General features: G+C 60.6%; 16 protein-coding genes. 7 read left to right on the plus strand and 9 right to left on the minus strand.

Going from position 1 to position 24,538, the window contains the following annotated elements; translation table 11 throughout:
• Positions 1 to 114: 114 nt before the first annotated feature.
• From AB4N84_RS24465 to AB4N84_RS24495, 7 genes are all read right to left on the minus strand, one after another.
• Positions 115 to 2,103 carry an acetyl/propionyl/methylcrotonyl-CoA carboxylase subunit alpha gene (locus AB4N84_RS24465; protein WP_460043605.1) on the minus strand — a complete coding sequence of 663 codons (1,989 nt, stop codon included), beginning with the start codon at positions 2,101 to 2,103 and terminating at the stop codon, positions 115 to 117.
• On the minus strand, positions 2,103 to 2,927 hold the full coding sequence (locus AB4N84_RS24470; protein ID WP_460043607.1) for a gamma-carboxygeranoyl-CoA hydratase: 825 nt from the start codon (positions 2,925 to 2,927) through the stop codon (positions 2,103 to 2,105). Before AB4N84_RS24470 ends, AB4N84_RS24465 begins: the two co-directional genes overlap by 1 nt.
• Positions 2,928 to 2,945: 18 nt before the next feature.
• Positions 2,946 to 4,553, minus strand: coding sequence for a carboxyl transferase domain-containing protein (locus tag AB4N84_RS24475; protein ID WP_460043608.1), 1,608 nt, complete (start codon positions 4,551 to 4,553; stop codon positions 2,946 to 2,948).
• A gap of 16 nt (positions 4,554 to 4,569) precedes the next feature.
• Positions 4,570 to 5,733: an isovaleryl-CoA dehydrogenase gene (locus AB4N84_RS24480; RefSeq protein ID WP_460043609.1), complete on the minus strand. Its 1,164-nt coding sequence runs from the start codon at positions 5,731 to 5,733 to the stop codon at positions 4,570 to 4,572.
• A gap of 736 nt (positions 5,734 to 6,469) precedes the next feature.
• Positions 6,470 to 7,369 carry a hydroxymethylglutaryl-CoA lyase gene (locus AB4N84_RS24485; RefSeq protein WP_460043610.1) on the minus strand — a complete coding sequence of 300 codons (900 nt, stop codon included), beginning with the start codon at positions 7,367 to 7,369 and terminating at the stop codon, positions 6,470 to 6,472.
• A gap of 54 nt (positions 7,370 to 7,423) precedes the next feature.
• The gene (locus AB4N84_RS24490) at positions 7,424 to 7,804 is read right to left on the minus strand and encodes a MerR family transcriptional regulator (protein ID WP_074751174.1); all 381 of its coding nucleotides are present in this window, start codon (positions 7,802 to 7,804) and stop codon (positions 7,424 to 7,426) included.
• Positions 7,805 to 8,030: 226 nt separating this feature from the next.
• Positions 8,031 to 8,978, minus strand: coding sequence for a LysR family transcriptional regulator (locus AB4N84_RS24495; RefSeq protein WP_074751172.1), 948 nt, complete (start codon positions 8,976 to 8,978; stop codon positions 8,031 to 8,033).
• A 193-nt stretch (positions 8,979 to 9,171) separates the two neighbouring features.
• On the opposite strand from AB4N84_RS24495, the gene AB4N84_RS24500 reads away from it, so the two are divergent.
• Positions 9,172 to 10,404 (plus strand): acyl-CoA dehydrogenase, encoded by a 1,233-nt coding sequence (locus AB4N84_RS24500; protein WP_460043611.1) that lies wholly within the window; start codon positions 9,172 to 9,174, stop codon positions 10,402 to 10,404.
• A 140-nt stretch (positions 10,405 to 10,544) separates the two neighbouring features.
• On the opposite strand, the gene AB4N84_RS24505 is transcribed toward AB4N84_RS24500, so the two are convergent.
• A complete protein-coding gene (locus AB4N84_RS24505; RefSeq protein ID WP_460047124.1) occupies positions 10,545 to 11,870 on the minus strand; it encodes a substrate-binding domain-containing protein in 1,326 nt (441 codons plus the stop codon).
• Positions 11,871 to 12,027: 157 nt separating this feature from the next.
• A complete protein-coding gene (gene xthA, locus AB4N84_RS24510; RefSeq protein WP_460043612.1) occupies positions 12,028 to 12,840 on the minus strand; it encodes an exodeoxyribonuclease III in 813 nt (270 codons plus the stop codon).
• Between the two features lie 210 nt (positions 12,841 to 13,050).
• On the opposite strand from xthA, the gene AB4N84_RS24515 reads away from it, so the two are divergent.
• The 6 genes from AB4N84_RS24515 to AB4N84_RS24540 all read left to right on the plus strand — a co-directional run bounded on the left by AB4N84_RS24515 (position 13,051) and on the right by AB4N84_RS24540 (position 24,430).
• Entirely contained in the window at positions 13,051 to 13,701 is a 651-nt protein-coding gene (locus AB4N84_RS24515) for a GNAT family N-acetyltransferase (RefSeq protein ID WP_460043613.1), read from the plus strand.
• A 67-nt stretch (positions 13,702 to 13,768) separates the two neighbouring features.
• Positions 13,769 to 15,499, plus strand: a complete 1,731-nt coding sequence (locus AB4N84_RS24520; RefSeq protein ID WP_460043614.1) for an autotransporter assembly complex protein TamA — start codon at positions 13,769 to 13,771, stop codon at positions 15,497 to 15,499.
• A 59-nt stretch (positions 15,500 to 15,558) separates the two neighbouring features.
• Positions 15,559 to 19,188 carry a translocation/assembly module TamB domain-containing protein gene (locus tag AB4N84_RS24525; RefSeq protein WP_460047126.1) on the plus strand — a complete coding sequence of 1,210 codons (3,630 nt, stop codon included), beginning with the start codon at positions 15,559 to 15,561 and terminating at the stop codon, positions 19,186 to 19,188.
• Positions 19,189 to 19,296: 108 nt separating this feature from the next.
• Entirely contained in the window at positions 19,297 to 19,797 is a 501-nt protein-coding gene (tpx, locus tag AB4N84_RS24530) for a thiol peroxidase (protein WP_346831024.1), read from the plus strand.
• A 194-nt stretch (positions 19,798 to 19,991) separates the two neighbouring features.
• A complete protein-coding gene (locus AB4N84_RS24535) occupies positions 19,992 to 21,338 on the plus strand; it encodes an MdtA/MuxA family multidrug efflux RND transporter periplasmic adaptor subunit (RefSeq protein WP_460047127.1) in 1,347 nt (448 codons plus the stop codon).
• The gene (locus AB4N84_RS24540; protein WP_074751159.1) at positions 21,335 to 24,430 is read left to right on the plus strand and encodes an MdtB/MuxB family multidrug efflux RND transporter permease subunit; all 3,096 of its coding nucleotides are present in this window, start codon (positions 21,335 to 21,337) and stop codon (positions 24,428 to 24,430) included. The genes AB4N84_RS24535 and AB4N84_RS24540 overlap by 4 nt, the downstream gene beginning before the upstream one ends.
• Positions 24,431 to 24,538 lie beyond the last annotated feature (108 nt).

A 24,538-nucleotide genomic window follows, 5' to 3' on the forward strand; every position in this document is an offset into this window, starting at 1 on the left:
GTGGCGCGGGGCATTTGCCCGCGCTGCTTTGGTGATGAAGCATCCATGCCGGTGGGAGCCAATACCTGTGCTCCCACCGGCATTTTGTGTTCAGGCGGCAATCCCCGAAGGGATTCAAGACACCTTGGCAGTGACGGCTGTCACCTCGGTCAACGCCACCAGCACCGTCCCTTCGCTGACCATTTCACCCTCTGTGCAGTACAACGCCGACACCGTTCCGGCCGTGCTCGCACGGATGCTGTGTTCCATTTTCATGGCTTCGAGCACCACCAGAGGTGTCCCTGCCTCGACCGCCTGACCGACCTCGACCAGGACCCGAACGATGCTGCCGTTCATGGGGGCGGTCAGCCCGCCTTGATGGGTGTGGCTGGCTTCCACGGCTGCGATGGGATCGTAGCGTCTGATCGCGTGCAGCTCGCCTTGCCAGCTGAGGTACAGCGTGTCGTCGCGACGGATCGCGCGCGTTTGACGCCGCAGGCCATGCTGTTCGCTGACGAGTTGCTCGCCGAGCCACTGAACGTTGCACAGGTCATCGTCCCGCAGGCGAATCACACGGTCCTCTGCGGCGCAGCTCAGGTGCAGGACCATCGCGCTGGGCAGCCCCAGACGCAGGCCGCTTGCGCCCGACCAAGGCGAATCCGGATCGTCATGGCGCACCCTGGCCGGCGTGCTGAGGTGCCAGGCTAGCGCGGCGGCTTGCCAGAACTCGGCTGACAACGGCTCCGAAGGTGGCAACAGGTCGGTCTGGTAGCGGGGAATGAAGCCGGTGTCCAGTTCAGCGTCGGCGAATGCCGGGTGCGCAATGATCCGGCGCAGAAACGCGAGGTTGGTGCGTACCCCGCCGACGGCAAACGCGTCAAGCATCGACAACAGCCGCAAGCGCGCCTGTTCACGGTCCTCGCCCCAGGCAATCAGTTTGCCCAGCATCGGGTCGTAAAAGGGCGATACGTCATCGCCTTCGCTGACGCCGCTGTCCACACGGCGTCCCGGACCTGGCGCCGATTCCCGGTACAGCGTCAGCCTGCCAGTGGCGGGAAGAAAGTCGTTGGCCGGGTCTTCGGCGTACAGGCGCACCTCGATCGCATGTCCATTCAACGGCACCTGATCCTGCGTCATGGGCAGCGCCTCGCCTTGGGCGACGCGGAGCTGCCAGGCAACCAGGTCCAGCCCCGTGATGGCTTCGGTCACCGGGTGCTCGACCTGCAAACGGGTGTTCATCTCCATGAAGAAGAACTCGCCACGGGCGTCGAGCAGGAATTCCACCGTGCCAGCCCCGACATACCCGATGGCCTGCGCGGCCCGCACGGCGGCTTGCCCCATCGCGCGCCGCAATGCCGGGCTGAGTCCCGGCGCAGGCGCTTCTTCGACCACCTTTTGGTGGCGGCGCTGGATCGAGCAATCCCGTTCGTTGAGGTACAGGCAGTGACCGTGCTGATCGGCAAACACCTGGATTTCGACATGGCGAGGCTGGAGTACATATTTCTCCACCAGCATGCGCGAGTCGCCAAACGACGATTGTGCTTCTCGTTGCGCGGACGCCAGCGCGTCGGCCAGGTCTTCGTCACGCTCCACGACCTTCATGCCTTTACCGCCGCCCCCCGCCGTGGCTTTGAGCAGCACGGGGTAGCCGATGCGTGCGGCCGCTTCGCGGAAGGTTGCCGCGTCTTGTGCTTCGCCGTGATAGCCGGGGACGAGGGGAACGCCTGCGGCTTCCATCAGCGATTTAGCCGCTGATTTGCTGCCCATGGCATCGATGGCCGACGCCGGCGGTCCCAGAAACACCAGGCCGGCCTGCTCGACAGCGCGCGCAAACCCTGCGTTTTCCGAGAGGAATCCATAACCGGGGTGTATCGCTTGCGCGCCGCTGCTTCTGGCTGCCGCAATCAACGCGTCGATCTGCAGGTAGCTGTCGGCTGCTTTGCTGCCGCCCAGGTTCACGGCAACGTCGGCTTCACGCACATGCCGGGCAAGACGGTCGATCTCGCTGTGAACCGCGACCGTGGTCAAGCCCATGGCCTTGGCGGTGCGCATGATCCGGCAGGCAATTTCACCCCGATTGGCGACCAGCACCGAGGTCAAAGCGATGCGTTTATTTGCGTCCATCAGCGTGACTCTCCGTTCTTATTGTTGTCATCGCGCCAGGCAGGCTCACGCTTTTGCAGGAAGGCGCGCAGGCCTTCCTGGCCCTCCGGGCTGACCCTGATTCTGGCGATAGCGTTTTCGCAGTAACGGCGCAGTGCTGGCGTTAGCTCACCATGACCGACTTCGCGAAGCAGGTCCTTGCTGACGCGCATGGCCTGTGGGCTGTTGAGCAGCAGGTTGTCGATCCAGCGCTGAACCTGCTGTTCGAGTTCTGACGCAGGATAAGATTCGGCGAGGAGCCCGATCTCGCGCGCGCGCAAACCGTCGAAGCGTTCGGCGGTGAGTGCGTAGCGACGGGCGTGGCGTTCACCGATGGCTTGAATCACGAATGGGCTGATGACCGCAGGCGCCAGGCCGATTTTCACTTCCGACAGGCAAAACTGGGCATCATCGGCACCGATTGCCATGTCACAGCAACTGATCAGGCCCAGGGCCCCACCATAGGCTGAGCCTTGCACCACGGCCAACGACGGCAGTTTCAACTTGGCCAGGCTGTACATCAGCTCGCCGAGTTCGCGGGCGTCCCCCAGGTTGGTGTTGTAGTCCAGGTTGGCGGATTCCTGCATCCAGGCAAGGTCAGCCCCGGCGCTGAAGTGTTTGCCCCGCGCCCGCAGCACCAGGAAGCGCACGCTGGCATCACCCTGCACCCGCTCGAGCGCGATGATCAGCTCGCGAATCATCTGCGCGTTAAAGGCATTGTTCTTTTCCGGCCGATTGAGCCACAGCGTGGCGAAACCCCGGGGGTCGAATTCAAGTTCCAGCGTGTCGAAATCATTGACGTTCATGGAAGGCGTCATCCTCCGTCACATGCGGAACACGCCGAAGCGTGTGGCCTCGATGGGTGCGTTGAGTGCAGCGCTGATCGCCAGGGCCAGAATCTCGCGGGTTTGCGCCGGATCGATCACGCCGTCGTCCCACAGTCGGGCGCTGGAGTAGTAGGGGTGTCCCTGATGTTCGTACTGGTCAAGAATCGGTTGTTTCAACTCGGCTTCCTGCTCGGCGCTGAACGTCTGGCCACTGCGCTGCGCCTGCTCTCGCTTGACCTGCACCAGGACGCCCGCGGCCTGTTCGCCACCCATGACGCCGATCCGCGCGTTGGGCCACATCCACAGGAAACGCGGGTCGTAGGCACGACCGCACATGCCGTAGTTCCCGGCGCCGAAGCTGCCGCCGATGATGACGGTGAACTTGGGGACCCTGGCGCACGCTACTGCCGTGACCAGCTTGGCCCCGTGCTTGGCGATGCCGCCCGCTTCGTATTTCTGGCCGACCATGAATCCGGTGATGTTCTGCAGGAAGAGCAGGGGAATGCCGCGTTGGCAGGCCAGTTCGATGAAGTGCGCGCCTTTCTGCGCCGCTTCGGCGAACAGAATGCCGTTGTTGGCAAGAATCGCGATCGGGTAGCCATTCAAGTGTGCGAAACCACAGACCAGCGTGGTGCCGAACAGGGCCTTGAACTCATCGAACACCGAGCCGTCGACCAGTCTGGCGATCACTTCACGCACGTCGAATGGCTGTTTGGGATCGGCGGAAATCACGCCGTACAGTTCGTCACCGGCATACAGCGGCGCCAGTGGCGTTTGCCGTTGCAGGTCACCCTGTTTGCGCCAGTTGAGGTGAGCGATGCTGCGGCGCGCCAGTTCCAGCGCGTGTTCATCGCTGTCGGCATAGTGATCCGCGACGCCGGAGACCTTGCAGTGCACGTCGGCACCGCCTAGGTCCTCGGCGCTCACCACTTCGCCGGTGGCCGCTTTCACCAGCGGTGGTCCCGCCAGAAAGATGGTCGCCTGTTGGCGAACCATGATGGCTTCATCGGCCATGGCGGGTACGTACGCGCCGCCGGCGGTACAGGAGCCCATGACCACCGCGATCTGCGGGATTCCCTGGGCGCTCATGTTGGCCTGATTGAAGAAGATGCGGCCGAAATGCTCTCGGTCCGGAAACACTTCGTCCTGGCGGGGCAGGTTGGCGCCACCGGAATCGACCAGGTAGATGCACGGCAAACGGTTCTGCTGGGCGATGGACTGTGCTCGCAGGTGTTTTTTGACGGTCAGCGGGTAGTACGAGCCGCCTTTGACCGTCGCGTCGTTGGCGATGATCATGCACTCGACGCCTTCGACACGGCCGATGCCAGCGATCACGCCTGCGCAAGGCACCTCTTCGCCGTAGACGTCGTACGCGGCCAGTTGGCTGATCTCAAGAAACGCCGAGCCGGTGTCCAGCAGTCGGTCGATGCGGTCGCGGGGCAACAGCTTGCCCCGTGAGGTATGACGCTCTTGCGCTTTGGCGCCACCGCCTTCGTGGACCTGCGCCAGCAACTGGCGCAAGTCGTCGACCTGTTTTTGCAGGCTCGTGCGGTTAGCGGAAAACTCTGCCGAGCGCGGATTGATGCGGGTGTGCAGGATTGCCATGCTGCCTCCGGCGCTGTCAGCGGGTTTCGTTGAACAATTCGCGACCGATCAGCATTCGACGGATCTCGCTGGTCCCGGCGCCGATTTCGTACAGCTTGGCGTCACGCAGCAGGCGACCGGCGGGGAATTCGTTGATGTAGCCGTTCCCCCCGAGGATCTGAATCGTGTCCAGCGCCATCTGTGTGGCGCGCTCCGCGCTGTAGAGAATCACCCCGGCAGCGTCCTTGCGCGTGGTTTCCCCGCGTTCACACGCCTGGGCCACGGCGTACAGGTACGCGCGGCTGGCGTTGAGTTGGGTGTACATATCGGCGACCTTGCCTTGAATCAACTGGAACTCGCCGATGCTCTGGCCAAACTGTTTGCGGTCATGGATGTAAGGCAGCACCACATCCATGCACGCCTGCATGATCCCTGTCGGGCCGCCGGAGAGCACGACGCGCTCGTAATCCAGTCCGCTCATGAGCACTTTGACGCCACCGTTCAGTGCACCCAGCAGGTTTTCTTCCGGTACTTCTACGTCGTCGAAGAACAGCTCGCAGGTGTTCGAGCCGCGCATGCCCAATTTGTCGAACTTGTTGCTGCGAGAGAAACCTTTCCAGTCGCGCTCGACGATGAAGGCGCTGATGCCATGCGCACCTTTCTCAAGGTCGGTCTTGGCGTAGATCACGTACGTGCTGGCGTCCGGACCGTTGGTGATCCAGGTCTTGCTGCCGTTGAGCACGAAGCGATCGCCGCGTTTGTCGGCACGCAGCTTCATCGACACCACATCAGAACCGGCGTTGGGCTCGCTCATTGCGAGCGCGCCGATGTGTTCGCCGCTGATCAGCTTGGGAAGATAACGGGCCTTCTGTTCGGAATTGCCGTTGCGATTGATCTGATTGACGCACAGATTCGAATGCGCGCCGTAGGAAAGAGCGACGGACGCAGAGCCGCGGCTGATTTCTTCCATGGCAATGACGTGAGCCAGGTAACCCAGTCCGGCGCCGCCGTACTGTTCATCGACGGTGATGCCGAGCAGGCCCATGTCTCCGAACTTGCGCCACATGTCGGCCGGGAACAGGTTGTCTTTGTCGATCTGGGCGGCGCGAGGCGAGAGTTCTGCGGCAACGAATGCCTGCACCTGATCGCGCAGCGTGTCCAGCGTCTCGCCGTGGCCGAAATTGAGCGTGGGGTAATTCATGAGCCTGCGTTCCCTTATTGTTTTTGGAGGGGCTGTCTTTGGAGGGGCTGTCAGATAGCAATATTCAGTATCACCTTTACGTTAACGTAAACCTCTGGGTAGGCCGATGTCAACGCGGCTGATGACGGGCTTCAGGTTTCAGTAGGAGCTTTAGCGAGATAGGGGGCAGGGCGTTTTTCAAACGCCAGACAGCACGAAGGGGAGCCTAGGCTCCCCTCCAAGTTCAGTTGCATGCTCTTTTTTGTTTTTAGGCGGCCTGTTGTTGTTTTTGGTGGCCAGACCTTTTTTGCTTTTTTGAGCGACCCCCATACGGGGTCAAGAGCAAACGTATTTTTTTGAGCGCTGATACTGCTTCGATCTTGCGATTCAACCCGTTCGGTCGCTACCTGAAGGTAGTTTTATTGTTCTCTGTACGGTCGAGAGGACAAGCCTCACAAAGCGATCCACTCCAAAAAAATCAGTTAGCTACGCCTCTGTCCGTGTTGTTCTTGTTATGTCAGAGCCGTTACGTCTTGTTTTTATTGGTTTGCTGCTATTTGTTATTTTTGTTGTACGTAAGACATAGCAGAAGCCATGCCAACTTTTTCGAATCTTGCGCAGGCCCCCGAAAAACGGGGCTTCGCAGAAAAGCTTGAAAACAAGGGGTCATGAAAATCGTGACTCGGTGTTTCCGTGTTACCCGTTTTCTGTGTCTCAATGCCGGTGAGGGTAACACTGTGTGACAAGTTGTCGCACATTAGCCCGACAAACGTGCTTTTGCCACTCGCGAGCCGTTGGCCCGGCCGAGCACATCGCTGATGCGTTGCCCGGCGGCAATCAACGCGTCCAGATCCACGCCGGTGTCGATGCCCAGGCCCATCAGCATGTAGAGCACATCTTCAGTGGCGACATTGCCCGTCGCGCCTTTGGCATAAGGGCAGCCACCCAGCCCGGCGACCGAGCTGTCGAAGACCTGGATGCCTTCCAGCAGGCCCGCATAGATATTGGCCAACGCCTGGCCGTAGGTGTCGTGGAAGTGCCCGGCCAGTTTGCTGCGCGGTATCTGGCCAGCCACCTCATTGAACAATTCGCGCGTCGCGCCAGGCGTGCCCGTGCCGATGGTGTCGCCGAGTGACACTTCGTAACAGCCCATGGCGAACAGTTCATTGGCCACTGCCGCCACCTGTTTGGGCGACACCGCGCCTTCATACGGGCAACCCAGCACACAGGAGACATACCCGCGCACCTGGATGCCGTGCAGGCGAGCGGCCTCCATGATCGGCAGGAACCGGTCAAGGCTCTCGCTGATCGAGCAATTGATATTGCGTTGGGAAAACGATTCTGAAGCGGCGGCGAACACCGCGACCTCCTTGACCCCGGCGGTCAAGGCGTCTTCAAAACCGCGAAGGTTCGGCGCGAGTGCCGCGTAGGTGACACCCTTCTTACGCTGGATGCCGGCGAACACTTCTGCCGAACCTGCCATTTGCGGCACCCATTTGGGGGAGACGAAGCTGCCGACCTCGATGTAACCCAAGCCAGCGTGGGTCAAGTCATCCACCAGGCGGATTTTATCGGCAACGTCAATCGGGCGGGCTTCGTTCTGCAGGCCGTCTCGTGGGCCGACTTCTACCAGGCGTACGCGTTGGGGGAGGGACATGGCAGGCATTCCTGTATCAACGAGTTTCTAGAAACAGCGTTTAACACACTGTCATCAAAGGGATTTGCTCAGCGCAGCCTTGCAACGCTCTTCAGCCGTATCGAGCTCCAGTTGCATTTGCTCGATGTCCAGCAACTGTTGATCGAGCTGCGCGCGGCGCTCTGCAATCTTCGTAAGCATCGTGGTGAGTTGTTTCTGGTTATCACCGGTCGGGTCGTAAAGGCCGATCAAGTCCCGGCACTCAGCCAAGGAAAAGCCGATGCGCTTGCCGCGCAGGATCAGCTTGAGGGTGACTTTGTCCCGGGCCGAATAGACACGCTCCAGGCCGCGACGCTCAGGACACAGCATGCCTTGCTCTTCGTAAAAGCGGATGGTGCGCGTGGTGATGTCCAGCTCGCGTGCGAGGTCGGAAATACTGTAAGTCGGATTCGTCATGAAAAGGCTCGTGCGAGAAGGCGTCGAGCTAACGTACGGCGACCTTGACGTAAACGTCAAGCTGGCCTGAGCGACGCGCTTCGATCTGCAGGAGCCGACTGGCTGGCGCAGGCGTCAGGTCTGGAACGTTGACCTCACTGATCCGACGCATTCGCGAGCCAGGCAATTCCCACCGTCAATCTTCTCGAATCGGCCTTAATGACGGGTTACAACCTATTGATCTGTATTACTTAACCGCCGCTTCAAGTTCTTTCTCAAGTTTGCGTTCTTGAGCGGTGACCAGTTGGCAGAGCTCAATGATCTGCTCGCGCATCCAGCGATTGGCTGGATCCTGGTCGGTGCTTTCATGCCAATACAGGTGGGTCTCCACGGTGGGGACATCGTTGACAGGCAGGTACACGAAATGCAGGTCGTTGCGGCGCGCGAAGCGTTCCGGAACGGTCATGACCATGTCGGTCTGCTGCAGCACTTGTGAAGCCATCAGGTAATGCTGCGAGCGCAGGGCGATTTTGCGTTGAATGCCCATTTTCCCCAGCGCCAGGTCCACATAACCCAAGCCGCTGCGGCGGCTGGAGATATGAATGTGGGCCACTGACAAATAGTCGTCCAGGCTGATGGCGGCTTTGTTGGCGAGCGGATGGCCCCGGCGCATGGCGCACACGTAGTTGTCTTCCATCAACTTCACGTGCCGCACTTGAGGGTCGGTGTTGAGCGGCGCGTCCACGGCAAAATCAAGCCGCCCAGCGGCCAGCTCTTTAGTGGTTTCCCTGCGTTTGGACAGGAAGCTTTCGATGGTCACTGCCGGCGCCAGTCGGCGAAGCCGTTGAAACAGCGCGGGCAAAATAATGGCCTCGGTCAGGTCGGTCATGCTGATGCGGTAGTTCTTGTTGGCCTGGAGCGGGTTGAAAATCCGACTCTCCTGCACCGAGACGCGCAACAGCGAGAGTGCGTTACGCACCGGGCCGATGATGTTCTGCGCCATCGGCGTGGGCACCATGCCTTGAGCCGTGCGGACAAACAGCGGGTCGTTGAAGGTTTCCCGCAGACGGGCCAGCGCGTTGGAGACCGCAGGTTGGGTGATGCCGACGATCTGACCGGCGCGGGTCAGGTTGGCTTCCGTGTAGATGGCGTCAAACACAATAAAGAGATTGAGATCGACCTTGCTCAGGTTCATTGCTGTGCGCCTCACGCTGCTTTTGTTATTAGGGCTGTTGTCCGGCCCGACTTGGTACTGTCGTTCAGGAACTGGCCTGATCATATATCGGTTATGAATGTTAATACACGCCGAGAATAGGTTAGATAAATGGAAAGGCCTGTTCTAGCATCGTGCCATGACTTGAAACCACCTCATCAGAAGGTAGCTGCCCATGGATTTCGCTTACTCCCCCAAGGTCCAGGAACTGCGCGAGCGCGTGACCGCGTTCATGGATGCTTACGTGTACCCGGCCGAACCCGTGTTTGAGCGGCAGGTGGCAGAGGGGGATCGTTGGCAGCCGACGGCGATCATGGAGGAACTCAAGGCGCGGGCCAAAGCCGAGGGGTTGTGGAACCTGTTTCTGCCCGAATCGGAGCTCGGCGCCGGCCTGACCAACCTCGAATACGCGCCGCTGGCGGAAATCATGGGCCGCTCCTTGTTAGGGCCGGAGCCGTTCAACTGTTCGGCGCCCGATACCGGCAACATGGAAGTGTTGGTGCGCTATGCCAGCGAAGCGCAGAAGCAGCAATGGCTGGAGCCTTTGCTGCGCGGCGAAATCCGTTCTGCCTTCGCGATGACCGAGCCGGACGTCGCCTCATCGGACGCCACCAACATGGCTGCCCGTGCGGTGCGCGACGGCGATGAGTGGGTCATCAATGGCCGCAAATGGTGGACGTCAGGCGCCTGTGACCCGCGCTGCAAAATCATGATCTTCATGGGCTTGAGCAACCCTGACGGACCGCGTCACCAACAGCACTCAATGATCCTGGTGCCGACCGACGCGCCCGGCGTTAAGATCGTGCGGCCGCTGCCGGTATTTGGCTACGACGATGCCCCTCACGGTCACGCTGAAGTGCTGTTCGATAACGTACGCGTGCCCTACGAAAACGTACTCCTGGGCGAAGGCCGTGGTTTCGAGATCGCGCAAGGGCGTCTTGGCCCTGGCCGTATCCACCACTGCATGCGTTCGATCGGGATGGCGGAGCGTGCGCTGGAGCTGATGTGCAAGCGTTCGGTACAGCGCACTGCGTTCGGCCGACCTTTGGCGCGCCTGGGCGGTAACATCGACAAAATTGCCGACTCGCGCATGGAAATCGACATGGCACGCCTGCTGACGCTGAAAGCGGCGTACATGATGGACACGGTCGGCAATAAGGTGGCCAAAAGCGAAATCGCGCAGATCAAGGTGGTCGCGCCGAACGTGGCGTTGCGGGTCATCGATCGGGCGATCCAGATCCACGGCGGAGCAGGGGTTTCCGGCGATTTCCCGCTGGCCTACATGTACGCGATGCAGCGCACCCTGCGATTGGCCGACGGCCCGGATGAAGTGCACCGCGCAGCCATCGGCAAATACGAAGTGGGCAAGTACGTGCCCAAAGAGATGATGCGCAGCGAGCAGCGCTGAGTGTTCAGACTCGATGACCCAGGGAGCACTTGAGCACCAGCAGCCTGTTCGCCAAGGCTGCGGTGCACCCGATCCTCTCCATGGAACCTGCGCAAGCATCGGCTTGCGTGGTGATCCAGGCATCCTGCCTCAGGATCGGTTCACTCGACCCACACCTCAACGCGGCGGTTCTTGATCCGGCCTTCATCGGCGTCATTCGCAGCGACGGGCATTTCGTCGCCGAAACCGCGCACATCGCGCAGAATCACGCCGCTTTTCAGCAACTCCCGGCGCACTGCCATGGCCCTGAGTCTGGAGAGCAACTGGGCCCGTACCGGGTCGCTCTTCGCGTCGCCAAACCCGACCAGCGTGACCTTCTGGTTGAGCAGGTCGTGGACTTTCAGGTAGTCGGCGACCCGTTTCAGGTCCAGGCGAGCCTTGTTGTCGAGGGTCGCGCTGCCCTGCGCGAAGCGGAAATTAACCGACAGCCGTTCCGCTTCACGGGTCAAATTCTGGTACTCCGCGGGCATTTCCGAAGTGGCCCGTACTTTCACCGCCTGCACAGTCTGCGCGACAAAACCGTTCTGCGCGACGATGGACTGCCCCTGCGGACTTTGAGCGAAACGCACCAGCGCTTTGGCCCATCGCTGCCTGGCGTCGGGCGGCAGGTAGAAATACAACCGGCGTGACAACGGGTAGTCCTCGGTCGCGATCAGACTGATGCTGGGCAGCATGGGCTTCGACGTCCCGTCGCTGATCGCCACCACCTTGGCCTGCCGGACATAAGGCAGGCCGATAAAGCCGATCCCTTGCCGGTCATGACTGACCTCGTCGGACAGCGCTTCGCTGAATTCGAAACGCCGGGTGTCACGCGCCAGTGTCTTACCGAATTTCGCCAGTATCAGCTCATTGAAGGTATCGAAGGTGCCGGATTGCTGGTCTCGGGCGTACACATGGATGGGGCCGCCGGTGCTGCCCAGTTGCTCCCAGTCATGAATCTCGCCGGAGAAGACTTTCGCCAGTTGCGCAGTGCTCAGTTCGCGCAACGGATTGGCCGGGTGCAGTATGACCGCAACGCCGTCGATGGCGATCACCTGTTCGGCATCATGACTGCGCAGATCGCCGAGGCCGGACAGCTCGTTGAATTCAGCGTCCTTGATGGGACGTGAGGAAGCGGCGAGGTCCGCCTGACCGTTTTTGAGAGCGGTGAATCCCGTGCTTGAGCCATGAGCAGCGATATCAATAGCGACCGCCTGGCCTGAAGGCAGTTGGCCGACAATCCGCGATTCGTTGGGTCTGATCCCGGGTTGCTGCTGGATGGCCTGCGCGCCTTGCTGGTTGAGCAGCCCGATGACCAACGCAGGGCCCAGTTGCGCGCCGATGGTGTTGGAGCCCTGAATGCGCAGCGCGGGCGTGCCATCTGCAGGGACGGGCAGGGTGGACGCGCGCGCGTGGAGCACAAGCGCTGGCAGCAGGCAGACCGCGATGGCGTGTAAAAAAAGCGAGTGCGCTGCATGTGCGGCATCTTCTTATGGGCGAGAGATGCCGGAGAATAAGACAGATGCATGACGGCGATGTGACAGCCACAGGGGTTCGTCAGTGGCTGTTCACAATGGCAGCTGGCGGCAGCGCAGCCGCCGTGGATCAGCTCAATTCAAGCCAGATCGGCGCGTGATCCGAGGGCTTTTCCATCCCGCGCAGATCGTAATCCACGCCCGCAGCGAGGATGCGTGGCTGCAGACCATGGGAGGTCAGGATCAGGTCGATGCGCAGGCCGCGTTTGGGCTGGTCTTCGAAGCCGCGGCTGCGGTAATCGAACCAGCTGAACTGATCAACCACTTCCGGGTACAGATGACGGAAGCTGTCCACCAGCCCCCAGTTCTTGAGTTTGGCCATCCACTCGCGCTCTTCCGGAAGGAAGCTGCACTTGCCGGTTTTCAGCCAGCGCTTGGCGTTGTCCGGACCGATGCCGATGTCGCTGTCTTCCGGCGAAATGTTGACGTCGCCCATGATCACCAACGGCTGGTCGTTGGAGAACCGGGTTTCCAACAGTTGCTGAAGGTCGGCGTAGAACTTGGTTTTGGCCGGGAATTTGGTGGGGTGGTCACGACTTTCGCCTTGCGGGAAGTAGCCGTTCATGATCGTGACCGGCAGGCCATTGCGGTCGGCAAAGGTGCCCCAGATAAACCGCCGCTGAGCCTCTTCGTCGTCGCTGTCAAAGCCTTTGTGCAGCGAAAGTGGTGCCTGGCGAGAGAGCAGGGCAACGCCGTAGTGACCTTTCTGCCCGTGGAAGTGCACGTGATAGCCCAGCGCTTCGATTTCAGCCTGCGGGAACTGTTCGTCCGAGACCTTGGTTTCCTGAAGGCCGATGACGTCAGGCTGGTGTTTTTCAATCAGCGCCGCCAATTGATGCGGGCGGGCGCGCAGGCCGTTGATGTTGAAAGACACAATTTTCATAGACGGCAGTCCTGGCAAAAACAAACCGCGATGCTAGCCGACCTTCCTGCCAACGGCCAGCCTCAAGGGCAATCTCGGTCATCGACCGGCTGCTACGCTGTGGGAAATGCTTGGGAAACTCATCGGAACTGTCGTCAAGGCCCGCCACTCGAACGCTTGACACCATCAACCCGTCCGAACGAGTCGGGTTATCGAAAGGGACACGATCACATGCCTGATTCAGCGAATGCACCGGCCGACATCCGTCAACTGGACAGCGGTTACTCCCGCGAAGCTCGGTCGTTGCTGTACCAGGCGTATCGGCATGAGCCGAGCTTCGGCTATTTGTTCGAGTCGGGCCGGTCCGGTTATGAGCATCGAGTACGCGCAACGGTTCGCGAACTAGTGAAGCAGCACTTCCTGCAAGACATGCCGGCGCTTGGGCTGTTTGTCGAGGACCGGCTGGTGGGCGTTGCCCTTATCGCGCCGCCGCAACGGCGTTTGGGCATTACCGAAAGCTGGGCGTGGCGGTTGCGCATGGTGATGAGCACCGGACTTCGTTGTACCCAACGGTATCTGGAGTATTACCAGGCCGTATTGGCGTGCCTGCCTTCCGATCAAGTCCACGTCCTTCCGCTGCTGGGCATCCATCCCGATTTTCAGGGCAAACACTACGGTGAGCAGTTGCTGCAAGCGCTGCACGACTGGTGCGCCGTGGACGATCATTCAAAAGGCATCGTGCTGGACACCGGCAATGAGCATTATCTGGAGTTCTATAAACGACAGGGTTATGAGGAGATTGGAGAGGTGGCTGTAGGACCCATCCGAGAGCACGTCTTTTTTCACCCAAGTCCTCAGGTTTCAATGGGTTCCATGGTTTGACCGCGGATCTTTTGTTCACCCCTGCGGGTTCCAGAAGCACCCGCCGCTCGTGTTAGCATCCGCGCCTATGAAGTTTCCCGGTCGATTCACCAGTGGTTTTATCCTGATGTTTTCCAGCTGTGCGGCGTTCGCCGATGCTCAGCTGGATGTGCGGATCAAACCGTCCAATTCCGAGCTCAAATCCAACATTGAAGGGTACGTGGGCAGCCTCGGCGAGCGTGATGAACAGGCGCTCGAGCGGTTCAGCGTGGGCGCTGTCGAGCAGGCGCAGAAAGCGGCCCAGGCGCTGGGTTATTACCAGGCGCAGATCGACACCGAGGTCAAGCGGACCGATAAGGACCTGCACCTTGTTCTCACGGTAGAGCCCGGCGAGCCGGTGCACTTGCGTAACGTCACGGTTCGGATCGAAGGCGACGCGCGTCAGCTCAAGGCCTTCAAAGTGCCCAAGAGCGAAGCGCTCAGGTCGGGGGCCGTGCTCAACCATGGTCGTTACGAAGACGCCAAGCGTCTGATCCAGAATCAGGCCGCCCGTTACGGTTTTTTCAAGGGGCGATTTGTGGTTCAACGCCTGTCCGTTGACCCGCGGGCGGGTGTTGCCGACATCGAGCTGGTTTACGACAGCGGACCCCGGTTCTCGCTGGGTAAAGTGACGTTCAGCGGTGATGCGCCGTTCGATGAAGACCTGCTCAAACGCATGGTGCCCTTCAAGGAGGACACGCCGTACGATTCCGAGTTGATCGCCGAGCTCAACCAGGCCATGCAATCGAGCGGATACTTCGAAGGCGTTCGTGTCGATGCTTCACCCACCGATGCACAAGGTCGGGTGATCCCGGTCGATGTCCAGTTGCAGACCCGCAAGCCTCGCACCCTGGGGCTGGGTGTGGGCTATTCGACTGACGTCGGGCCTCGGGTAAAAACCAACTGGACACGTCACTGGGCCAATGCGCAGGGCCACAGCTACGGCTTCGAATCCGAATTGTCGGCGCCACGCCAGAACGTCGGCCTGTTTTATGACATCCCGCTGGACCCGCCGCTGACCGATAAACTGCGGTTCGCGGGCGGCTATCAATACGAAGAAATCGCCGACACCGACAGCCTCAGCAAACTGCTGACGGTAGGTCCTGAGTGGCACAGCAAATTGCCCAGCGGCTGGGAACGGGTCATTTCCCTCAAATGGCAGCGTGAAGAGTACCGTCTGGGCAACGATGAGGGATTGAGCACGTTGTTGATGCCCGGCATCAGCTATTCCTATCTGCGCAGCGATAACCGGATTGACCCGCACAACGGTTACCGTCTGCAGTTCGAAACCGAGGTGGCGAAGGAAGGCCTGGGCTCGGACGCCAACGTGCTGCACGGCACGGCACTGATCAAAGGGCTGACCACGGTTGCGCAGAACCACCGATTTTTGGGCCGCGTACAAGTGGGCGGTACAGCCACCAACGGTTACAAGTCCATTCCGCCTTCGTTGCGATTCTTTGCCGGTGGCGACCAGAGCGTTCGGGGTTACGACTATCAGTCACTGTCCCCGGAAAACTCCGACGGCGACAAGATCGGCGGCCGCTACATGATTGCCGGCAGTGCCGAATACCAGTACTCCATCGCTGAAAAGTGGCGCATTGCGGCCTTTGTCGACCAGGGCAACTCGTTCAACTCGCTGGATTTACCGAGCCTCAAAACCGGTGTCGGTATCGGTATTCGTTGGGTTTCACCGGTAGGACCGCTGCGTCTGGATCTCGCGCACGCGCTGGATGATGACGGCGGCATTCGCCTGCATTTCTCGATGGGGCCTGAACTGTGACAAAGGCGGCACTGTTGAAGCGTGTTTCACTTATTTTCGTGGCAAGTGTTCTGACCCTGATGGTTCTGGTCGTGAGCGCATTGGGGCTGTTGCTTGGGACACAAGCCGGAAGTCGTTGGGTGTTGACGTGGGTGCCGGGCTTGCAGGTCCAGCATTTCTCCGGCCACCTGGGTGGCGCGTGGCAGGCCGACTCGCTGGTCTGGCAGCAAGGCGAGAGCAAGGTCGAGGTCGACGCGCCGGCGTTCGACTGGTCGCCGTCGTGTCTGATGCGAATGACCTTGTGCATCGACACCCTGAAGACAGCGGATATCCGCCTGCACTTTGCACCTTCCCCCGATGAAGGCAGCGGCGGCCCGATTACGCTGCCTGCGCTCAAGTTGCCGATGGCCATCGAACTGGGCGAGGTTCAAATCGGCAGCCTGCACCTGGACGGCACCGAGCAGGTGCGCGACGTCCAGCTCGCCGCCCATTGGACGGCAGACGGTCTGAAGATCGATTCCATGCACGCGCAGCGCGACGACATCGTGCTGGACCTCACGGGGTTGCTGAAACCCGTGGGTGACTGGCCGCTGACTGCACAAGGCCAGGTCAAGCTGCCTGCTGTCAGTGGTCAGCCACTGTCGTTGGCGTTGAATGTGGCCGGCGACCTGCTCAAAACGCTCAATGTGAACGCCCAGACGAGCGGCTACATCGAGGCGAAGCTGGTGGGGCAATTGCAACCGCTGGTGGAGAATCTGCCGGCGGACGTGGCGATCACCAGTGACGGTTTCAAAGCCAGCAAAGATTTGCCCGATACGCTGCAACTCAACCAGGTGACGCTCAACGCCAAGGGTGATCTGGCGCAGGGGTACGCCATTGTCGGCAATGCGAGCCTGCCTGCCGAGCAGGGGCCGGTGACGCTGGCGTTGCAGGGACGGGTCGATGCCAAAGGTGCGCAAATCAATACCCTGGACCTGACTGCCAGTGACGAGCAGCGGCTGAAGCTCAGCGGATCGCTGGATTGGCAGAAGGGCTTGAGTGCAGACGCGAAGGTCGACTGGCTGGATTTCCCCTGGCACCGCCTGTATCCGGTGATCGACGAGCCACAAGTCAGTGTTCATACCTTTAATGGCGAGATTTCCTACACCGACGGCAAGTACCTGGGCAACTTCGTCGGTGACTTCAAAGGCCCGGCGGGTCCTTTCAGCCTGAAAAGTCCGTTCAGCGGTGATCTACAGCAGATTTTCCTGCCGCAGCTTGAATTGGTGGCGGGGCAAGGCAAGGCCAGTGGTCACCTTGACGTGCAGTTCGCCGACGGAGTCGCCTGGGACACGGCTCTCGATTTGAGCGCCATCGACCCTTCGTTCTGGGTGGCGGAGCTGCCGGGATCCCTGGCGGGTCCGCTGCGCAGCAAGGGATCCTTCAAGGATGAGCGGCTGAATCTGAATGCCGACCTTGACCTCAAAGGGCGCCTGCGCGGGCAGCCTGCGGTGATGCAGGCCAAGGCGGACGGAGCAGGGGACAGGTGGAACGTCAGCGCGTTGGACATTCGCCTGGGTGACAACCGTATTCAGGGCACCGGTAGCCTGCAACAGAAGCTGAGCGCGAAACTGGACCTGAACCTGCCGCGTCTCGGTCAGCTCTGGCCGCGGCTGCAGGGGCAGGTCAAGGGCCGGGTCGATCTGGCTGGCACGCTACAGGCGCCGCAGGGCCAACTGGGTTTGCAAGGTACGCAACTGGCGTACGAGGATAACAAGCTGCAAAGCCTGAACCTGTCGGCGAAGCTGGACGCTGCGCAACGCGCGACCCTCGATGTGAAAACCAGTGGCATTCAGGTGGGTGACACCGCACTGGGCACGCTCGTTGTGAACGGCCAGGGCGACATCAAGCGTCAACAGGTCAAGCTTGACCTGCAAGGGCCATTGCTCAAGCTGGCGCTGGGGCTGGACGGCACGCTCGACAAAGGCAATTGGCGGGGTCGCCTTGCCAGTGGTGATGTGCAAACGGGCGGGCAGGACTGGAAGCTCCAGCAACCGGCGAAACTTGAGCGTCTGGCTGACGGCAAAATCAATTTTGGTGCGCATTGCTGGCTGTCGGGCCCTGCCAGCCTCTGTGGCGAAGATCAGCGCCTGATGCCTGATCCGCGCTTGCGCTATCACCTCAAACAGTTCCCGCTGGACAGTCTGGCGCAGTGGTTGCCCAAGGACTTTGCGTGGAAAGGTGCCTTGAACGCCGATGTCCAACTGGACCTGCCGGCGTCCGGGCCCAACGGTCAGGTGGTGATCGACGCCAGTGGCGGCACGTTGCGCGTCAAAGAAAAAAACCAGTGGCTGGATTTTCCTTATCAGACGCTCAGGCTTACGAGCAGCCTGACACCCAAGAAAGTCGACACGACGGTGGATTTTCGGGGGGGCAAGCTGGGTGACCTGCTGGCACGCTTGAGCATTGATCCCGTTGCGAAGAACAAACCAGTCAATGGCGAGTTCAATCTGACGGGGCTGGATGTGTCCGTGGCGCGGCCCTTCGTCACAATGGTTGAAAAGCTCAACGGCAAGCTGAACGGCAGCGGACGCATCTCGGGTGGCCTGTTGGCGCCGCAGGTCAACGGCAATGTGGTGCTGAGTGACGGCGAGGTGTCCGGGCCGGAATTGCCGATCACCCTTGAAAAACTCAACGTGCAAGCCTTGATCGCGGGCGAAAACGTTCAGCTGAAGGGCAACTGGCGCAGCGGTGCGGCAGGTCAAGGCAGCCTTGGCGGGCACATCGCCTGGGCTGACGCGCTGGACGTGGATGTCAACCTGCAGGGTTCGCGTCTGCCGATCACCGTCGAGCCCTACGCCAAGCTCGAAGCGACACCTGACCTGAAGATCAGCCTGCAGGGTGACCGGCTGGCGGTGTCAGGCAAGGTACTGATCCCCAAAGGCGAGATCACCGTGCGCCAACTGCCGCCGTCCACTGTCAAAGTGTCCGATGACACGGTGATCGTTGGTGCGCAGACCGAAGCGGGCAAACCGCCGATGGCGATCGCCATGGACATCAACGTCGAAGTCGGTCAGGAGAAGTTGAGCTTCACCGGTTTTGGTCTGACGGCCAACCTTGCGGGGCACGTGCACATTGGTGACAACCTGGACACCCGCGGCGAACTGAACCTCAATGATGGCCGTTATCGCGCCTATGGCCAGCGCCTGACCATTCGCAAAGCAAGGCTGTTGTTCGCGGGGCCGGTGGATCAACCGTACCTGGACATCGAAGCGATCCGCCAGACCGATGACGTGATTGCCGGTATTCGCCTGAGTGGCAGCGCCGAACAGCCAACGACCACGGTATTTTCCGAGCCTGCGATGAGCCAGGAACAAGCGTTGTCCTATCTGGTGCTCGGCCGCCCGTTGGCCACCAATGGCGAAGACAACAACATGATGGCTCAGGCCGCGCTGGCCCTTGGGTTGGCCGGCAGTTCGTCGACAGCGGGTAAACTGGCCTCCGATCTCGGGATCAAAGACTTCGATCTGGACACCTCCGGCAGCGGCGACACCACCGCGGTGGTTGCCAGCGGCAAGATCACCGACAAACTCAGCTTGCGGTACGGGGTAGGGGTGTTCGAACCGGCGAATACGATCGCCCTGCGTTACCTGTTGAGCAAGAAGGTGTACGTGGAGGCGGCGAGCGGTGTCGCCAGTTCGCTGGATATTTTCTATAAACGGGATTTTTAAAGGGCGAAGGCATCAACGACAACAAAGTGATGCCTGCCAGTAGGTCGTCAGGCCGAATCGTGGTTAACTTCCTGTCTTTCCCGCAACCTCAAAATAAGGACTCAGCTCATGGCTCAAGTGACTCGTAGAGGCTCCCCGGTTCAGATCAGCGGCGAACTGCCAAAGGTCGGCAGCAAGGCGCCTGCTTTCAAACTGGTCGGTGGCGATCTGTCTGACGTGACCCTGGAAACCTTTGCCGGCAAGCGCAAAGTGCTGAACATCTTCCCAAGCGTCGACACGCCGACCTGCGCCACCTCGGTGCGCAAGTTCAACGCTCAGGCAAATGACCTGAACAACGCTGTGGTGCTGTGCATCTCGGCCGACCTGCCTTTCGCGCAGGCGCGTTTCTGCGGCGCCGAAGGCCTGGAAAACGTTAAAAACCTGTCCACCATGCGGGGCGCTGACTTCATGCAAGCCTACGGTGTGGCAATCGCTGACGGCCCGATGGTTGGCCTGACCACCCGCGCTGTCGTTGTGCTGGACGAAAACGACAACGTCCTGCACAGCGAACTGGTGCCAGAGATCGGTCAGGAGCCGAACTACGACGCCGCACTGGCCGTGCTCAAGTAAGTCGTTCGTTGCGTATTGCCGGATAACACACGGCAATACTTCGCAACACAAAGCGGCCTGACTCGATCAGGCCGTTTTTATTTGCAGGTCAACACCTTACCTAAGTAAGCACTCAGTAAATTGCCGGTAAAGGCCCTTTGCTTGGCACCTAACTATGCTTATTGTTCAGCCTCCCGAAGACGCTCACGCGCACACTGGTTGACTTATTCATGCAATCGTCTGGTTCCCGTAACTCCCGCCGCTGGCTGATCAGCCTGCTGGTCCTATTGATTGTCGCAGGCGTCTGTTGGCGGTACTGGCCGGGCTCGTCAGCCAAGACGGATGCCAGCGCGCAGCAATCCGGTCAGACCCACAAGGGCGCCAGCCGCAGTGGCGGCGCGGGGAAAGTGACGGGCCAGCGCCCGGGTTTTGGCGGGTCCACCGGCCCGGTTCCGGTGCGCGTGGCGCCGGCAACGACCGGTGACTTCCCGATCTACTACAAGGCCCTGGGCACCGTGACCGCGATGAACACCATCAACGTGCGCAGTCGGGTCGCCGGTGAGTTGATGAAGATCAACTTCCAGGAAGGTCAGCAGGTCAAGGCGGGGGATCTGCTTGCAGTGATCGACCCACGCAGCTACCAGATTGCGTTGCAACAGGCCGAAGGCACGCTGATGCAGAACCAGGCGTTGCTGAAGAATGCTCAAATCGACGTACAGCGTTATCGGGACCTGTACAAAGAAGACAGCATCGCCAAGCAGACCCTCGACACCGCGGAGTCCTTGGTCGGACAGTACCAGGGCACCATCAAGACCAATCAGGCGGCTGTGGGTGACGCCAAGCTTAACCTCGACTTCACGCAAATCCGGGCGCCGATCTCGGGCCGCATCGGTCTCCGTCAGCTGGACGTCGGTAACCTGGTCGCCGCCAACGACACCACCGCCCTGGCGGTCATCACCCAAACCAAGCCTATCACCGTCAACTTCACGTTGCCGGAGAAAGACCTCGCGGACGTGATCGGCCATTACCGCAGCGGCGACAAGCTGCCTGTCGAGGCGTGGGACCGTGGTGACGTGAAATTGCAGGCCAAGGGTGTGCTGGCAAGCATCGACAACCAGATCGACATCACCACCGGCACGCTGAAGTTCAAGGCGCGCTTTGATAACGACGACGAAGCGCTGTTCCCCAATCAGTTCGTCAACGCGCGGCTTCTGGCGACCACCCTGAAAAATGTGGTGCTGGTGCCTTCGGCATCGGTTCAGTTCGGCGTCAACGGCACCTTCGTGTACGTGATGGAGGGCGACAAGAAAGTCCGCATTCGCTCGCTGAAAACCGGGCCAAGCGATGAAAACACCACGGTCGTGACCGAAGGCCTGGTCGCTGGCGATCGCGTGGTGCTGGAAGGTACCGACCGCCTGAAGGACGGCAGCGACGTGGACGTGGTCAACGACAGCAAGGACGTGCCGGTGACGCCTGGGCAGAAACTGCAGGGCCAGCCGTCCAAGGACAAGGCGTCCGGTGAGTCGGCCAATGCCGCAACCGCGAAAAAAGGCAACGTATGAACCTGTCACGCCTGTTCATTCTCAGGCCCGTCGCGACCACGCTGAGCATGCTGGCCATCGTGCTGGCCGGCCTGATCGCTTACACCTTGCTGCCGGTGTCGGCGTTGCCCCAGGTGGACTATCCGACCATCCGGGTGATGACGTTGTATCCCGGCGCCAGCCCGCAGGTGATGACCAGTGCCGTGACCGCGCCGTTGGAGCGCCAGTTCGGGCAGATGCCAGGCCTCACGCAGATGGCGTCCACCAGTTCCGGCGGGGCTTCGGTGATTACCTTGCGCTTCAGCCTGGACATCAACATGGATGTCGCCGAGCAGGAAGTGCAGGCCGCCATCAACGGTGCCACCAATCTGTTGCCGAACGATTTACCGGCACCGCCGACCTATAACAAGGTCAACCCGGCCGACACGCCCGTGCTCACCCTGGCGATTACCTCCAAAACCATGCTGCTGCCCAAACTCAATGATCTGGTCGATACGCGCATGGCGCAGAAGATCGCGCAGATCAGCGGCGTCGGCATGGTCAGCATCGCCGGCGGCCAGCGTCAGGCGGTGCGGATCAAGGTCAACCCGGACGCCTTGGCGGCCAACGGTCTGAACCTGTCGGACGTCCGCACGCTGGTCACGGCGTCCAACGTCAATACGCCCAAAGGTAATTTCGATGGTCCGACCCGGGTGTCGATGCTCGATGCCAACGACCAGCTCAAATCCCCCGAGGAATACGCCAACCTGATCCTGGCCTACAACAACGGCGGCCCGCTGCGGCTCAAGGACGTCGCACAGATTGTCGACGGCGCGGAAAACGAACGGCTTGCCGCGTGGGCAAACCAGAATCAGGCGGTCCTGCTCAATATTCAGCGTCAGCCCGGCGCCAACGTGATTGAAGTGGTCGACCGGATCAAGGCCTTGTTGCCGAGCATCACCGATAACCTGCCTGCTGGTCTGGACGTGGTGGTGTTGACCGACCGTACCCAAACCATCCGCGCCTCGGTCAGCGATGTGCAGCACGAACTGCTGATTTCCATCGTTCTGGTCGTGCTGGTCACCTTCCTGTTTCTGCGGCGCCTGAGCGCCACCATCATTCCTTCCGTGGCCGTGCCGCTGTCGCTGGTGGGCACCTTCGGCGTCATGTACCTCGCCGGTTTTTCGGTCAACAACCTGACCTTGATGGCCATGACCGTCGCCACCGGTTTCGTGGTCGACGATGCCATCGTGATGCTGGAAAACATTTCCCGGCACCTGGAGGAGGGTGAAACCCCGTTGCAGGCGGCGCTCAAAGGCGCGCGGCAGATCGGGTTTACCTTGATTTCGCTGACCATCTCCTTGATCGCGGTTTTGATCCCGTTGTTGTTCATGGCGGATGTGGTCGGGCGGCTGTTCCGTGAGTTCGCCATCACCCTGGCGGTAGCGATCCTGATTTCGCTGGTGGTTTCGCTGACGCTGACGCCGATGATGTGTGCCCGGCTGCTCAAGCGTGAACCCAGGGAAGAGGAGCAGGGACGGTTCTATCGCGCCAGCGGTGTCTGGATCGACTGGCTGATCGGCGCCTACGGTCGCAAGTTGCAATGGGTGCTCAAGCATCAACCGCTGACCCTGCTGGTCGCCATCGCCACTCTGGGCATTACCGTGTTGCTGTACCTGGCCGTGCCGAAGGGCTTCTTTCCGGTGCAGGACACGGGCGTCATTCAGGGGATTTCCGAGGCGCCGCAATCGGTGTCGTTTGCTTCCATGAGCGAGCGGCAGCAAGCGCTGGCGAATATCATCCTGCAAGACCCTGCGGTGGCCAGCCTGTCGTCTTACATCGGGGTCGACGGCGATAACGCAACGCTGAACAGCGGTCGCATGCTGATCAACCTCAAGCCTCACAATCAGCGCGACCTGACCGCCACCCAGGTGATTCAACGCATTCAGCCGCAGGTCGATCAATTGTCCGACATCCGCTTGTTCATGCAGCCGGTGCAGGACCTGACGATCGAGGACCGCGTCAGTCGTACGCAGTATCAGTTCAGCATGTCGTCGCCGGACGCCGAACTGCTGAGTCTCTGGAGCAACAAGCTGGTGGAGGCACTGGCCGCGCGTACCGAACTGACCGATGTCGCCAGTGACCTTCAGGACAAGGGCTTGCAGGTGTACCTGAACATCGACCGTGACGCCGCCAGTCGTCTGGGTGTGACGGTGGCCAACATCACCGACGCGTTGTACGACGCGTTCGGCCAGCGGCAGATCTCCACCATCTACACCCAGGCTAGCCAGTACCGTGTCGTGCTGCAGGCGGCTGCGGCGAGCGACCTCGGTCCGCAGGCGCTGGACCAGATCCACGTCAAGACCACCGATGGGGGGCAGGTCAAACTGTCGAGCCTGGCGAAGGTCGAGCAGCGTCAGGCGCAGCTCGCCATCACTCACATCGGCCAGTTCCCGGCGGTGATGATGTCGTTCAACCTGGCGCCTGGCGTGGCGCTGGGGCAGGCGGTTGAGGTGATCGAGCAGGTGCAGAAAGACATCGGCATGCCGATCGGCGTGCAGACTGAATTCCAGGGTGCTGCCGAAGCCTTTCAGGCCTCGCTGTCCAGCACCTTGTTGCTGGTGCTGGCCGCCGTGGTGACCATGTACATCGTGCTGGGCGTGCTGTACGAGAGCTACATCCATCCGATCACCATTCTCTCGACCCTGCCTTCGGCGGCGATTGGTGCCTTGCTGGCGTTGATCCTCAGCGGCAATGATTTGGGCATGATCGCGATCATCGGTATCATCCTGTTGATCGGCATCGTGAAGAAAAACGCGATCATGATGATCGACTTTGCGCTGGACGCTGAGCGCAACCGCGGCGTTGATCCGCAGACCGCCATTTACGAAGCGGCCCTGCTGCGGTTCCGGCCGATCCTGATGACCACCTTGGCAGCGCTGTTCGGCGCGATTCCACTGATGTTCGCCACCGGGTCCGGTGCCGAGTTGCGCCAGCCCCTGGGCCTGGTTATGGTCGGTGGCTTGCTGGTCAGTCAGGTGCTGACGCTGTTCACCACGCCGGTCATTTATCTGTACTTCGATCGCATGGGGCGCCGGTTCCGCCGTTCGGGCAAGACCGAGGTGGCGGTATGACCGGTCGGTTGCACGTTTCAAACGTCAAGCAGCAAGCGAGAAGCAGAACTGCGCACGCGTGGGCGTTTGCTCTTGCTTGCAGCTTGAAGCTTTCGGCCTGGAACGGTC

It is taken from the genome of Pseudomonas sp. S2_H01, assembly GCF_054668305.1.